The 15,011-nt window shown below is 35.7% G+C and carries 17 protein-coding genes; all 17 read left to right on the top strand.

Features of this window, described 5'->3' with window-relative positions; genetic code table 11:
- Positions 1-30: 30 nt before the first annotated feature.
- The 17 genes from QJV33_RS02095 to QJV33_RS02015 all read left to right on the top strand — a co-directional run bounded on the left by QJV33_RS02095 (position 31) and on the right by QJV33_RS02015 (position 14,604).
- Positions 31-534, top strand: coding sequence for a hypothetical protein (locus QJV33_RS02095; RefSeq protein ID WP_281461762.1), 504 nt, complete (start codon positions 31-33; stop codon positions 532-534).
- A gap of 237 nt (positions 535-771) precedes the next feature.
- Positions 772-1,371 (top strand): hypothetical protein, encoded by a 600-nt coding sequence (locus QJV33_RS02090; protein WP_281461761.1) that lies wholly within the window; start codon positions 772-774, stop codon positions 1,369-1,371.
- Positions 1,372-1,681: 310 nt separating this feature from the next.
- Entirely contained in the window at positions 1,682-1,900 is a 219-nt protein-coding gene (locus QJV33_RS02085) for a hypothetical protein (protein ID WP_281461760.1), read from the top strand.
- Positions 1,901-1,938: 38 nt separating this feature from the next.
- Positions 1,939-2,589 carry a phage baseplate protein gene (locus QJV33_RS02080; RefSeq protein ID WP_281461759.1) on the top strand — a complete coding sequence of 217 codons (651 nt, stop codon included), beginning with the start codon at positions 1,939-1,941 and terminating at the stop codon, positions 2,587-2,589.
- A gap of 19 nt (positions 2,590-2,608) precedes the next feature.
- A complete protein-coding gene (locus QJV33_RS02075) occupies positions 2,609-2,923 on the top strand; it encodes a phage baseplate plug family protein (protein ID WP_281461758.1) in 315 nt (104 codons plus the stop codon).
- Complete coding sequence (locus QJV33_RS02070) at positions 2,923-3,969, top strand: hypothetical protein (protein WP_281461757.1); 1,047 nt, start codon at positions 2,923-2,925, stop codon at positions 3,967-3,969. The genes QJV33_RS02075 and QJV33_RS02070 overlap by 1 nt, the downstream gene beginning before the upstream one ends.
- Complete coding sequence (locus tag QJV33_RS02065; protein ID WP_281461756.1) at positions 3,966-4,520, top strand: Gp138 family membrane-puncturing spike protein; 555 nt, start codon at positions 3,966-3,968, stop codon at positions 4,518-4,520. Before QJV33_RS02070 ends, QJV33_RS02065 begins: the two co-directional genes overlap by 4 nt.
- Positions 4,521-4,613: 93 nt before the next feature.
- Positions 4,614-4,796 carry a YqaE/Pmp3 family membrane protein gene (locus tag QJV33_RS02060; protein ID WP_281461755.1) on the top strand — a complete coding sequence of 61 codons (183 nt, stop codon included), beginning with the start codon at positions 4,614-4,616 and terminating at the stop codon, positions 4,794-4,796.
- Between the two features lie 63 nt (positions 4,797-4,859).
- Positions 4,860-5,204 (top strand): hypothetical protein, encoded by a 345-nt coding sequence (locus QJV33_RS02055; protein WP_281461754.1) that lies wholly within the window; start codon positions 4,860-4,862, stop codon positions 5,202-5,204.
- Complete coding sequence (locus QJV33_RS02050; RefSeq protein ID WP_281461753.1) at positions 5,191-6,609, top strand: baseplate J/gp47 family protein; 1,419 nt, start codon at positions 5,191-5,193, stop codon at positions 6,607-6,609. The genes QJV33_RS02055 and QJV33_RS02050 overlap by 14 nt, the downstream gene beginning before the upstream one ends.
- Positions 6,602-7,435 carry a DUF2612 domain-containing protein gene (locus QJV33_RS02045; RefSeq protein WP_281461752.1) on the top strand — a complete coding sequence of 278 codons (834 nt, stop codon included), beginning with the start codon at positions 6,602-6,604 and terminating at the stop codon, positions 7,433-7,435. The genes QJV33_RS02050 and QJV33_RS02045 overlap by 8 nt, the downstream gene beginning before the upstream one ends.
- A gap of 10 nt (positions 7,436-7,445) precedes the next feature.
- Entirely contained in the window at positions 7,446-9,083 is a 1,638-nt protein-coding gene (locus tag QJV33_RS02040) for a hypothetical protein (protein WP_281461751.1), read from the top strand.
- A gap of 19 nt (positions 9,084-9,102) precedes the next feature.
- Positions 9,103-9,597, top strand: a complete 495-nt coding sequence (locus tag QJV33_RS02035; RefSeq protein ID WP_281461750.1) for a phage fiber-tail adaptor protein — start codon at positions 9,103-9,105, stop codon at positions 9,595-9,597.
- Between the two features lie 3 nt (positions 9,598-9,600).
- Complete coding sequence (locus QJV33_RS02030; protein WP_281461749.1) at positions 9,601-10,080, top strand: hypothetical protein; 480 nt, start codon at positions 9,601-9,603, stop codon at positions 10,078-10,080.
- A 10-nt stretch (positions 10,081-10,090) separates the two neighbouring features.
- The gene (locus tag QJV33_RS02025) at positions 10,091-13,885 is read left to right on the top strand and encodes a phage fiber-tail adaptor protein (RefSeq protein ID WP_281461748.1); all 3,795 of its coding nucleotides are present in this window, start codon (positions 10,091-10,093) and stop codon (positions 13,883-13,885) included.
- A 76-nt stretch (positions 13,886-13,961) separates the two neighbouring features.
- Positions 13,962-14,210, top strand: coding sequence for a hypothetical protein (locus QJV33_RS02020; RefSeq protein WP_281461747.1), 249 nt, complete (start codon positions 13,962-13,964; stop codon positions 14,208-14,210).
- Positions 14,191-14,604 (top strand): hypothetical protein, encoded by a 414-nt coding sequence (locus QJV33_RS02015; RefSeq protein ID WP_281461746.1) that lies wholly within the window; start codon positions 14,191-14,193, stop codon positions 14,602-14,604. The genes QJV33_RS02020 and QJV33_RS02015 overlap by 20 nt, the downstream gene beginning before the upstream one ends.
- Positions 14,605-15,011: the final 407 nt, after the last annotated feature.

The raw sequence follows: 15,011 nt of genomic DNA, 5'->3' as shown, positions 1-15,011 counted from the left end.
TAATTTCTTAAAAAGCAGTTGAGGAATATAATGGATCAAGAAATTGAGGTTGGAGAAGTCAAAGAGGATGGTTTGCGACTTTGGTGTGCAAGGCTATCTTTGGAATATGCTAAAGAAGAAGCAAAAAGATTAGATGATGCAGTGCAGCGGTTAAAGAATAGAGCAAATAGTTTAGTTGGATGGACAGTTACAATTAGTATTGCTCTGTGTGCTGTCTTTTTTATGCATCCGGTTTTTTATTTTTCATCATTAATTATGTTGATATTTATTCTAATAACAGCTTGTTTATGTGTAGCGACACTTTATTCTACGCCTTGGGTATATACTAATATCAAATTACAAGGAATGGATGATTTTCAAAACGATTTCGGAACTGAGTTAGAAATTATTGAGAAATTAACACTCAAATATGAACGACATAATCAACAAAATACTCGAATTTACTATCGATTACAAAAATGTATGAAAGGGGCTTGGATATCATTTTTAGTTACCCCTTTTATTGGTTTTTTAGTTCAACTATTAATGAAATAGTTTTTTATTTTGGTTTATTTTTTGAATCATTCGCTCTGACTAAAGATTCATTAGATATCCTAGAAGGTGAAGTGGGTGGAGTAGTTGAGGAGGTTGGTTTTGGAGGCGGTGGTCTTTTAGCCATAAATTATAATCCTATCTTATATCCTAACTGAAACTATAATAACTTTATAACATTTTAAAATCAAACACAAACAGGCACTCATAACAGGTGCCTTTTTTATTGGAGAACTATAGATGGCACGTCGCTCAATTGACCTCAAGATTGAAGAAAAAGGTAGAGATCAAGGCAAACTTTTTAAAATCACAGAAATGTCAGCGTTTGATACCGAAGCATGGGCAGAACGCACAATTAATGCGATTTTGCGCAATGCGACTTCTCAGGATTTAGCAGTTTTATTGCCTTTGGTTTATTCTTATGTTCAACAGCTGAATGAGGATAAATCTCTGGAAGAAGTTGTTGAAGAACGTGAAGAGGGTAAGGCTGCGATTAATCAAGCAACAGAGAGTTTAGCGATTTATTTTTCATCTATGTTTTTTCAACTCCCTTATGATGAATTACGTGTGGTTAGCGATCCGTTATTGCAATGTTGTTCAATTTATCTAAACCCAGGTCAAAGTCAAATGACCGAACCGGTCTTAAATAATCCAACGCAATATATTGAAGAGGCCTCAACCATTTTTGGATTAAAACGGGAGGCATTTAAATTACATACTGATTTTTTTACGAACGGCGCCAAGCGTCACTTGAGCAAATTTCTCAGTTATATGGACTCAGTGACCACTCAGTCATCCGATATACACCCAATATCCCCCAAACCATCAGCCAAGTCGTAATTTCTGGTTTTGCGACGCTGAATGATCTTAAAACCATTTACGGGGTTCAAGATTTATACGATTTCTTGGAAGTTATACTGATTAATAACTATAATGAAATCGTTATTGTTGAACAAATAAAACAGAATATAAATAATAAACGAGATCAAACTTTTTAGCAAATCGACGGTAAATTTGAATTCTAATGCAACAAATCTGATGGTTTTGTCGCAAAGTTTAAATTTTATAAAATTTTAAGTTTTTACAAGCATTAGTTATTATAAAATATCTATAATACTTTAACAAATTAAAAACTCCTAAACTTAAAACTTTGCAACAAGACCTTTTTGCCTCTTCTTTTAGTGTTTCCCGTGGTTCCAGTTTTCTTTCTGTAACAGCGGATGGCGGTAAGGTCAGCGCAATCAGAGTGAATAACAGCTTTTTCATGGTCGGTCTTTCTTATGTAAATAATATTCTTAATTTGTGTAATAAAAAGTCGAGTAAATTTACAGCATTTATAATTTTTTCCAACAAACAATATATTGAATAATCAGGCACCTTTTGGGTGCTTTTTTTATGGAGGACCAGATGGCAAAAATAGGGGTGGGGGATGTGATGGCATCTTATGCACAAAGTGCGGGGTGGAAGGCATTAAACCAGCTAATTAATGCTAACTCTCGTTTTGGTATTTTCGATGCAAAAGGAAATGCTTTTTATGAATCTGTATTAAAAGAGGATGATAAAAAAGGGTTTTTAAATTCCTTTAAGTTTTTAACATCAGATTTATTAACAGAAAGTGGGGTGACGGCATTAAATTATAACAAAAATTTTAATATAACAACGGCACCCGTGGAGCAGGGAAAAACCATTGCATATAATTTGGTTGAACAACCTCGTCAAGGACAAGTGACTTATGTGTCTACAGGCACAGAAAAACAACGTAAATTATTTGAAACTGCATTGGAAACAGCTCAAAGTAAAATTATATTGTTTGAATTGCATACCGCAGAGCGTGTCATGCAAAATATCAAAATTACGGGCTATTCTGTTAATCGTAGTTCAAGCCAAGGAACGCAATTAGTACAATATCACATTACGTTTCAAGAAATATTGGTCAGTACGATTAAGAGTGATTTGGAAAATACTGTGGAATATTTCGCCGATAGTAAAAATCAGGGACAATTGGAAACGACTTCTCCTTCAGGAAGTCAGCAGCAAGCTGCAAGCAAAACGCAATAATATATAAAGAAGAATACTCATGAAAATAATATCTTTGAATGCAATAGAAGCCCAAGAATTTTCATCTAATTTTGGTGGAACTATGTACAGTTTTCGCCTGATGGACAAAGGAAATGCAGGCGTTTTTATGGATATATATGATGGGGTTGAACCTGTATTAACAGGGATATTATGTCTGGATCGTGTGCGTTTGGTGCGCTCTGCATATTTAAATTTTCCTGGTGATTTGATGTTTGTCGATCAAGAAGGCTTCAATCATCCAGTTTATACGGGTTTTGGTACGCGCTATCTTTTATATGCTTTGGATGAAGGTGATGACGGGGTGGGGATGTAATGGTTGATGTTATCAATAATCCATCCTCCAAATTATATTCTGCTTTTACCAAACGGTATTTAAAATTCGAATTTATTGGTGGTTACGATAAAAATGGTAAGAAAACATTTTTTGCAACCAAAGCAAAAAATGCAGTTGTCGAGAATTTAAAGGCTAGCGTATCTATTAATTATAGCGGTGGTGGTAGCTTACCAGAGTGTGATTGTACAATTTATAATGTTCATACAGAGTTGGCAAATGCGTTGACAACTTTGGGGCAATATCAAAAAGAGACTGAAAGTCTTGGGAATATTATCGTTATTTATGCAAGCACTTATGACAGTCCCCCTGATAAACCTGTTTATACCAAGATTTTTGAAGGCGGTATCAGCGTTGCTTATACTGATTTTGGTTCAGCACCTGATGTGTCATTTCATGTTAGAGCAATGGCATTGGGGGGATTGAATTTGGTTCCTGCAAAGTCTTTATCTTTTCGAGGGAAAGGTGACGCAGCAGGTATTATGAAGTCTATTATTGATAATTATAATCGCAAATCTTCATTAACTCCAGATGATCCATTGTATTTACAATTTAAAAATGCTGGCGTGAATGTAAAATTGAATAATGCGAATTACAGTGGTGATTTAATAGAGCAAATTCGCAAATGTGCCAATGATGCTCATTTTCGTTTTAATGTCCAAAATGGCACAGTTTATATTTGGCCAATGGATATGTCTTTGAATGATGCTATGAATCAATCTGGTTCAAATCAACAAGAAATAAAAAAATGGTCTCCAAGGTTTTTTTCTTATGAAACAGGGATGATTGGATATCCTGCTTATGCGAATGGGGGGATTACTGTTCGTTCTATTTTTACAGGAGCCATTACTTTTGGGGAGGAAATTTTTGTTAAATCACATTATGAACCTGTGAATGGTTTGTGGAAATATATGATTTCAATGCAACATGAGCTTTCATGTTTTACCCCAAATGGTCCTTGGTTAACAACGATTGGATTGGCCAGAAACTTTGAAAAAGAAGATAAAGAAGGTAACAAAAAGAAATGATAAATCCAAATAAAGGGAACAGCAGTCTCAATACGTTGGTTGGTATTATAGATAATGCCCTTAGCAGCGTTTCCACAGCAATGCCTGTTACGGTTCTGCAAGTCTATGAAAATCATACCTTGGATGCGATGCCAATGGTTGATATGTTGGATAATCAAGGAAAATCTGTTAAACATGCTCCAATCACGGGCATCCCTTATGCGCGATTGCAAGGCGGGGATTATGGATTGATTATTGAGCCAAAGGCCGGAGATAAGGGATTGGTTGTATTTGCCTCACGCGATATTTCTGATGTTGTGGAAAGTAAGGGCAAAGCAAAACCAGCCAGTTTACGGAAACATTCGATGTCTGACGGGATGTATATTGCGTCTTTATTGTATGAAGAGCCAAAAACTTTTATTAAAATTACTGGTGATACTGTTGAAATAGAGGCAACAAATATAAATATTAAAGGTAATGTAACCATTGATAAAGATGCAACAATTAATGGTATTTCTTTTGTGGGGCATACGCATTTATATGATGGAAAGAAAACAACTCCTCCTCAATAATCACGGTGCTTTTAATGGTAAAAGAACAACTTGATTTTTAAAACGATCAATATCATATAATAATGTATTATATTGTTTTAAAGGGAAAAAATAATGAGATTATTGCTAGCTCTTTTGTTACCTTTTACTGTGTTCTTTACAATTGGAAAACCGTTTCAAGGATTATTTTGTTTATTATTACAAATTACATTAATTGGTTGGATACCTGCGGCGATTTGGGCTGTTTATGCGCTAAGTAATTGGCGAACCGATCAAAAATTTAAAAAATATCAATAAAATTTTAAAAATATTGAGAACTGCAAGCCACCCTTTGAGGTGGCTTTTTTATTGGGTAAAAAGATGGATTTATTATTAACAGAAGATTGGGATTTGATGGCTGATGTAAATGGCAACATTGCTGTTTGTATTGAGCCTTATTCCATTGCACAGCAGGCTGCAAATGAGATTAAATTATTCGAAGGAGAGGGCTGGTACGATCAATCCCAAGGAACCCCTCATTTTGCTCAGATATTGGGTGTGAACAGTAATCTAGGATTAATTCGTAACCTCTTATTGGCTCGTGTCAATAAGGTCGATCAAGTCATGCATAGCGATATTGATATGTACGTTGATAATCATCGTGTTTTACATGGAAATATTTTTATTACCAGTATAAGTGGGGAAACTATTAATGTCGTCTACTAATCAAACAAACGTACCAAAATTAGAATTTCAAAATAGTGGCATTACCTTACCAGAAGAAAGCGAAATCCTCAACGGAGTTATTCAAGATTTTCAAAATGCATTTCAAAATAAACTTAAATTTTACAATTCAAATAATGAATTTTTACTTTCGACACCACAAGGGCAATTGGTAACTTCTATTGCTGCGATTATATCTGATCGTAATCGTTTGTTGGCTCATTATGTGAACCAAGTTGATCCAAACTATGCAATTGGGCGTATGCAAGATGCGATTGGGCGAATTTATTTTATTGAGCGTAAACAAGCAACTTATACGACTGTGCGTGCTAAATGTAGTGGCAAAGAAGGAACTATTATTCCCGCCGGTACTCTAGTGAAAGATATACAGGGAAATATCTATCGGTCATTGGATGAAAATGCCGTTATGATAAATCAAGAGGTAGATGCATATGATAAAAATAATCAACCTATAAAAGTAATTGAAAGCTTTATTGATGTTAATTTTGAATGTACTGAAAAAGGTGAAATTCCATGCCCAGCAGGGACATTAACAGAAAGATATGAAGTTATTGAAGGATGGGAGAGTGTTACCAATAAGTATGATGGAATTATAGGTGGAGAGAACGAGAGCCAAGCCCAATTTGAACAAAGACGCAGGCAATCTGTTGCGCATAATTCGTTAAATAGTGTGGATAGCATTATGGCGAATTTATTAATGATGGATGAGGTTGAAGATGCGTATGTTACAGAAAATTATGAAGGCATAGAGAAGAAAATTACCAATGATCTGGTTATAAAGCCCCATAGTATTTATGTTTGTGTCTATCAAAAGAAACAGCAAACAACGAATTCAGAGCCCATCACACTAAACGAGCAATCAAATATTGAATTGAAAATTGCTAAAACCATTTGGCGCAAAAAAACACCGGGATGCGCTTTAAATGGAAGTATTAGTGTAGAAGTCGCAGATGACACGGTCGATGCGAATGGCAAAGCGTTATATGCTCCCAGTGCAGTGCCTACTTATTTAATTAATTTTGATTTCGCACAAGAAATTCCTATTTATATTTCTGTGAAATTATCTAAACCAAAACCAATTGTAGGTGATCCAACGGTTTTAGTTAAAAATAAGATATACAGTGTATTCACTGAGCAAAATGGTGTTAATAAACCCAGAATGGGTAGTCAGATTTTAGCATCTCAATTTTATTGTGCTGTTCAATCTTTGGGTGATTGGGTCAAAATTATCAATCTTAAAATAGGGTTAAGTGCAAATCCAACCGAGGATATGATTAAAGTTGCCATCAATCAAATGCCAACTTTGGACATAGACAATATAGATGTCGTTTTTGATCCAAAAATAAGTGAAGTCTTTCCAGAAGCACATGGAGCATCTTATGAATGATAATACTGATCAAAAAGAATGTTCTGTTTGTAATGAAAATCGTAATGATCTTCGGGATCAAGGTCCAGCATGTTTAGATTATAAGGCAACCGTTATTGCGCAATATTCTAATTCACCAACGCTACTAGCTTTGTTGGATGCTATCGATCAAAAAATTAAAGTTTGTCCTTTTTTTGATGATTTTTATCGAATGGTTTGGAATATCAATACAGCAGAGGGATTTGGATTAGATATTTGGGGGCGTATTGTTGGTGTATCACGTAAAGTAAGTACGTTTATGGGAGTTTTTTGGGGATTTAATGAGGAGAGCCTATTAATCGCCAGACCTTATTGTGACATTACTGGATATGATCAGAGTTTATATGATCCGTCTGTGCCGCTAGATAAACAGTCAGAACAATATCAAACAGCTTTTGGTATGTTTCGCGATTTTCAGGGACAGAACAATGATGGTGTTAATTTGATTGAAGAATATAGTTTTGATGACAAAGATTTTCGCAAATTAATTCTAGCCAAAGCGTACGCTAATATTAGTAATTATAGTATTTCAAATATCAATTTTTTATTAATGGCATTGTTAGCTGAAAAAGAATGTAGTCAAAAATGTGAAAAGATATGTGACCATAATTGTGTTGCAACATGTTGTGAAGATTATACATATACACGCTCTATATATATCAAAGATAATTTAGATATGTCCCTAACTATTTATTTAAATTGGTTGCCCATCAAAAGAGAAGTCGCATTAATTTACAATACAGCATTATTGTCCAGACCATCAGGTGTGGAATTTTACGAAGTAGATATTCAAGTTCAAAGAAGTTAAAGAGAGTAAGATGACAACATCAACAGACAAGCCACAATTATTTACGACCACATGGGCAGAAGGAACACAAAGAAGATTTAACATTCCAGAGCTGGCAGCCGAAGCAGAAAAGGCTCATGTAGCCAGAGCCAGTATGGAGCAAGGCTTTCCAGAAATTACGATGCTCTCAGCGATAAGAGGGGGACAACCACCATGGGGTCAAGATCACAACGGTATTCTATATCGTATAACAAAGAGTTTGCAATGGATCCAGGCGGGTGGGACAGCGACTTATAATTATGAATTTTGCAAGAAAATTAATGGATATCCTTTTGGTGCAATTCTACAAAGCAATAATGAGGTGCAAACATTATGGTTTTCCATAGGCGATAACAACCAAAATGATCCTGATAATACTAAAAGTCCGCAAAATAATTGGATTAAAACTGATTTCAAAGATTTAGAAAGAAGATTAAAAGCCGCCGAAGATGATATAGTGGTTATTAATAGCAATGATACTAGTGATAGTAATAATCTTAAAACCTTTGGTGACGTTTATTATAAAATTGGTAAGAAGGCTGATACAGTATATGTAAATCAAGAGTTGGGTAAGAAGGCTGATACAGTATATGTAAATCAAGAGTTGGGTAAGAAGGCTGATACAGTATATGTAAATCAAGAGTTGGGTAAGAAGGCTGATACAACATATGTAAATCAAGAGTTAGATAAGAAGGCTAATTTATCATATGTAAATAGCACTTTTGCTCCCAAGGGGACTTGTAGTACACCATTTCAAGCCAGTACAATGAAGGCGGTTGAATATCGTTTTTGTAACGCCTCAGGTTACATTACACAAAATAATAGAAGTATAGATTTCTATGGTGACCAGTATATGTTTTTTGGTTTTCCATCGTCTGACAACGGCACTACAAAAGATGTCCGAAAAGATAGTGTAATTACCTTAAAATGTGAAACTGATAATAGTAATATAACTAGCACTTTTTTTTCTGCAAACAATTCCTTTTTTAATGGTGGAACACTTCATGTACAAAGCGTATTCGCAATAGAGAATAATCTTATGCAGATGACATATACTCCAAAAGAAGTAACATGGCAAACAAGTTTGGAAGCACGTACAATAAACAATGTCAAAAATGAAAATATCATAGATTATTCAATACAATTACATGACAAAGCTCAAAATATACATGTTACAATTTTGAGATTAAACCATGATGATTATAATGTTTATGCTCCTGCTGGGGCATTTGTAAATGGTCCAAATGCTGACTTGGCTGAATATTATCAAGCTGACCGTCCAGACTATGAACCAGGTACGTTAATGTGTCATGGTTTTGATTCTGAGGTGACTTTATGTCGGTCTTTGAACCAAGCTGGTGAGTTTTTTGGCGTAGTGTCGACAAAACCAGGATATGTGATGAATGGTGATGCAAAAGATAATCCAAATTCTGTATTAATTGCATTAAACGGTAAAGTACCCGTCAAAGTCAAAGGGATTGTGAAGTGCGGCGATAAAATAACTATTGGTCAAGATGGATATGGCGTTGTCAGTACAAATAAACAAGATGTCATTGTAGGAAGAGCAAAAGAAAATAAAGTGACTGAAGATGTTGGATTAGTTTCTTGTTACGTTCAAGCACATCTTTAAGGAAAGGCTATCGGTTATTATGGAACTTTTATCCAGCTTTAATTTAAATCCATTACGTATCTATACAGTTCCTAAGCGCATTAAAAATAAAAAGGGAATTTCAACTTTTTCAGCAAAACATATTGCTTCTTATCTAGATTACTCAGTTGATTTTTCCAATCAATTGAGTGATAGAGAAGTCATCATCAAAGGAAAAGTTTTATGTAATCGTGCAGAATTAAAAGTTAACTCTTCTTTTTTTCGACAACAATATTTAACAGCTTGGATTTCTGATGGAAAAGAAAACTGTTCATTTTATTTGACTTTTGTTGTGCAAACCAACAAAGGAAATGAGTTTTTCCAAGATATTATATTACCGACTTATGGTCGTTTTACAGATAAAACGAATAGCGATCATAAAGTTATTGCTCTAGTTAAAACAAGTCATGCTCCTAACTACAGACCACCATTCAACGCATTGGCGATTGATGGTCGTTATCTTATTAATAAAAAAAATTCATATATTATGGTATAAACGATGTTAGCAAATAAAAACAAAGAAAATTGCTGTATGATCAGCAATCTTGAATTCTGCGATGGGAATAGCGATGAAACGCCATCTTCTGAAGCAGTTGAAGTTGTTCAAAAAACGAATATGATTTTATCTGATGATCAAATTCTTGTCTTAAGAGATATTAACGGCAATGGGGCAGAAGTCTATAAAGCGAAATTGAATAATTTAGACAGTGAAGTCGCGTTAATGATTATGGAAAGGGCTACTCAAACTATGCCCAGAACGGATCCCGCGAACGGACGTTCCTTATGGTTGGACGAGGGATTTGTTCGTGTTGCTTCGGGTGATCCATCAAATTTTAACTCTCTATCGCCTACAGCGATGCAGAAATCATTGGCAGAAGCATTTAAAATTTTACCAACTTCAGATCCAGGTGATGGCAGTCCTTGGCTGAATGGGGGTGTTTTGATGCAAGGTTCAAATAATAACGAAAACTGTAATTAAGGAAAAAATAATGACTTGTAATAATTTAAACAAGATTCAAAGTGGTAAGATTGTAATTTTGCCTGCTGGTTGTTTGGGGCAAACAGAAATAGACTTGCAATGTAAATCGCCCAGCGAATCGGTATTCTATCAATTTTCGATGGCTAATCGAATGGCATCTACGGACAGGATTACTTGCGTTACTGCGTCCCCCAGTTCTTCTGATGATACAATTGTGGTTGATCAAATTACCATTTCTGGTCAAACATTCAAAGTTCGGATTAGTGGGGGCGTTTTAAATACCAAAGTTGGTATTCGTTTTACCGTGACAACGGCATTGACGGAAGTGTTGAATTTTGTTGTAACCTTACCGATATCTCCTTCTGGTGTTATTGGCGAGGGTGAGAATGGCGCCTATGTGATTGGGAATGATGGTCCTCAAGGAGAGCAAGGCAAAGCTGCAAGTATTACCATTGGTAAAGTGATTGCCTCTGAAGCGGGTAGTCAACCAAGTGTTGTGAATACAGGCACACAATATGACGCTGTGTTTGATTTTACTTTGCCCAGAGGCGAACAAGGTCCCCAAGGTGAACAAGGTATTCAAGGTATCCAAGGGGATAAAGGTGAGCAGGGTATTCAGGGGATTCAAGGGGAAGCTGGAACACACATTCTGACCTCTAATCGTGATCCTGTGAATGATGATGCTGGCAAAAACCTTTTATGGTTGAATACGGCTACGGGTGATTTGTTTGAAACTGTTCCAGTAAGTGATACTTTGTATTCATGGGATAAGATTGGTAATTTAAAAGGGGAAGATGGCAGCGTTATTTACACTGGAACCAGCGACCCTGTTTATAATGCGATCTACAAAACCAGTGATTTGTATTTTAATACGACCAGTAGCGACCTGTTTAGCTTTAACAAGACACAATGGGTGAAGTTGAGTAATCTAAAAGGGGATCAAGGCAAACGCGGTTCTTTATGGTTTTTTGGATCAGAAGCCCCAGTTATATCGTCTCATTTTAAAGAATTAGATAGTTATTTAAATACGAAAACGTTTGATTTTTTTGTATTTAATGGTACCAATTGGCAACCATCAGGCAATATCAAAGGCGCGCAAGGTGAGCGAGGCGAACAAGGTGCGCAAGGTGAACAAGGTATTCAGGGTATCCAAGGGGATAAAGGTGAACGTGGTTCTTTATGGATTAGTGCTGAGGGCGTTCCTGCGTCGTCAAAGAACTATAAAGAGTTTGATTGTTACTTTGATGAATTGACTTATGATATTTACGTCAATAATGGCTCTGAATGGCAATTAGTCGGTAACATCAAAGGCGCGCAAGGCGAGCGAGGCGAACAAGGTGCGCAAGGTGAACAAGGTATTCAGGGTATCCAAGGGGATAAAGGTGAGCAGGGTATTCAGGGGATTCAAGGGTTGCCAGGTGAAAATGGTAAAGCTGCCACTGTTCAAATTGGGGATGTAAAAAATGGTGCGGTTGCCAGTGTTGTTAATCGTGGGACAGAGAATGCTGCACTGTTAGATTTTATATTACCCAAAGGGGATAAAGGGGATGCAGGCTCTCGTTGGTATGCGGGCACACAAGAACCCAATGCCTCCACAGGTGTTCAAGACGAACGGGGTGCGCCTCGTCCTGGGGATATGTATCTACAACTAGCAGCCCAAGACCACAAAGCCAAAACCTATATCAAACTTGAAAACGGTGAATGGTCAGAACCTCTTGGAATGGTTGCGGGACCAGAGGGTAAACCTGCCTCTATTGCTGTGAATTCTGTCACAACGGGTGAGCCAGGCACAGATGTCATCATTGAAAATGTCGGCACACAAAGCGATGTTCTTTTGAACTTTACCATTCCTCGTGGGGATAAAGGACAAGCTGCAACTCTTTCTATTGGCACTGTTACAACGGGTAATCCTGAAACAGAGGCTCGTGTTACAAATGTTGGGGATGAAACTAATGCAGTCCTTGATATTACGATCCCTAGAGGTCAAAAAGGATCAGATGGGATCAACCCAACTCTTTCTATCGGAACCGTCACAACGCTTGAACCAGATCAACAAGCAACAGCCGAAATTATTCAAGGTGAAAATGGTGCTAATACACTTAACCTCGCACTCGTCAAAGGTGAACAAGGTAAAACGGGGGACGCTGGTAAAGATGGAGAAAACTATATCAATGATGGAACCGTTGATTTAAATGTAAAATCTATTTTATCAGATAGTGGAAAAATTAAATCAGATGGTGAGGGTAATTTAGATATTACTTCTGGTGATTATAAAACTTCATTTTCAAATAGTGATGGTATAAAATTATATCAAGAAGGAGAAAACCAAGAGAGTTCAATTTCTATAAATGAATCTGGTTCTGTGAGTTTAAATATGACTAACAAAGACCCAAACAATATTGGTAATTCTTCTATAACACTTACTAAAGATGGAATTGATATCTATTCAGTTTCATCTGTTAATTTTAGAAGTAATATAAAAATTGCAAAATATAACAATTATTTAACAGATGAAAACTTAACAGGTCAATTTACAAGAACTTATAGAGATCAAACTCAAACATTTGGATTTGTTAATTTTAATAAATTCAGAATTTATGGAAGATATGCTAACAATAAATGGGCACCATATACAACCGAAGATCCTTATAAAGGAGTTGATATATTTTTCTATCCTTCAGATGATGCATCTAATACTCAAGATGGTAGTATGTCAATTGCATTAAAATTAGGTGGATATATTGATGCATATGGGGATGAAAAAGAAATTGCATTAATTGCAAATGATAAATTTATTGGACATGATATTACTGGATTTAATGGATATAATGCAAATTTAAATCCTGTTGATCCTTGGTATATATCTTCAAGATTATTCAGATTCTTACCTAAAAAACTATCTGAAATTAGGATGGTTACATCTAACATCAAAACTATTTCTAATAAGTTTATGGCTGGGACTATTGCATTAGCTACTAACTATTTTACACAATCTGATGATGATGAAAAACAAGATGGTTTTATTACACCTGTTATTTGGGATGAGAGTACTGATGATGTTTCAAAAGCAAGACCATTAGGTGTTCCTTATATTCCATCAGATAAGAAAGACACTATAACAGACACTTCAAAAATTCCTGTTGGTACACAGTCTTTTGATATTAATAATAAAACCCCTATATGGTGGGATGGTACATCTTGGGTAGGTAAGGATATACCTGTAGTTATTAATGCTAATTCCTTAACATTTGAAAAGGATGTTGTTAATGCTGCTCCAAATGGTGATGTATCTAAATTAACAAATGTTATTATTAATCTAACTTTTGATAATCCTAAACATACATCTATGGCGTTTTTTGAAAATTTTCGTATGGAATATACTGCAAAAACAATAATTAGAGTTATTACAAAAAAACCAATACCAAATGCTGATATACTTGGGTACTTTTTATCACCATATATAGATGATAATGTTGAGGAAAGAACTAGTTCAAAAATTACTGTTGTAAATGGTGATACAGTTGAATTAGATTATTATAAACCTGGTATATTTTGGGTGAAAGTATCATCTGTTACAGGTGTATATAGTATGCAGAACTATTATAATGGTGTAATCACTTATTTTGATGTAAATAGTAATTCTAAAAGATATATTCAAACTGTTATAACAAAAAGTGATTATATTAGTAATGGTTTAATATACAACACACCCAAAGGTCTACAAGTATTTGATGATATTAATAACAAACCAGTATGGTGGGATGGAGCAAAATGGGTTGATGCAATGGGGAATGTATTGAACTAAAATTACAATAATAATAGGCATGAAATGGGGCGTGTTAAGCGTCTTTTTTTATGCCTTTTTTATGGGAAAAGAGAAGATGGATACGGATTTGTTAATGCAGGTTTTTCAATATTTACTGGGGGTTATTCCTGGGGATATTGCGGGGAATATTGTGGCTGTGGTGACGGCGATGGTGACGATTTGCACGTTGATTATTCGGTTTTGGAAAATGCCAGAGCCGACCAGTAAACTTTATACATTATGGAAATTATTTCACGTATTAGCATCGTTTAAAACGCCATCGATCCCAAAAACGGAGAGTAAGGATGGTCAAAAGATTACTTAATTCAATGAAAACGCACGATCATTGGTTTGCCGAGTGGTGGAGCTCTATTTTACTGGTGGTTGTTGGGGTGTATGGATTATGTGTGCCTAACAGCTTTATCATTCAACAATCCTTTATTGATGGGTTTATCAAGATATTACCTGCTCATTTGTGGGAGTTCTTGTTTATCTTTGTCGGGTTGTTTCAATTGGTTTCACTTGGTTGTGATAATTTATTAGGTCGTGGCTTTGCAGCCTTTTTTGCTTCTATCTTATTGATTTGGGGAACGTTAAACATCCTTGTTTATGGTCAATGGCATTTCAGCTTGGTCGCGTGGGGGATATTTGCATCCATTAATCTCTATGCCCTTTACAGAATTGCAAGGGGGATAGAGAAACACTATGAACTTCTTTGAAATCCTGAAATGGTGGTGGGAAAGCAACGCCGAATGGATCAAAATCCACGACCCATGGGTCATCCCTGTCATGGCAGTCTGTATCCCATTGTCTTTGCTAATCCGTGCAATCAGTATTTTAATTAAGGTCTGGCGAGAAAGGTGAAAGTAAATATTTTGAAAGTTATGATAGTATAATGACCACCCGTTGAGGTGGCTTTTTTTATCTAAATTATACTGACCCAATAAAAATAGCGGTTAAGTAGCATTTTTTAGGTTTTTCGGGGCGTCCCCGAAAAAGGTATTATTTTTGTTGACGTCAATACAATCAGTTTTTCCTGCCATCAGGAAATATGTTTTTATCGGAGGCGGTAAAAACTAATAACGTAATCAAATACAACCTTAAAATTATCACGAAAAATCAAAAG

It is taken from the genome of Commensalibacter nepenthis (assembly GCF_029953305.1).
Classification (GTDB): domain Bacteria; phylum Pseudomonadota; class Alphaproteobacteria; order Acetobacterales; family Acetobacteraceae; genus Commensalibacter; species Commensalibacter nepenthis.
The sequence above is the reverse complement of the archived record's forward strand: the minus strand, read 5'-3'. Positions and strand labels throughout refer to the sequence as shown.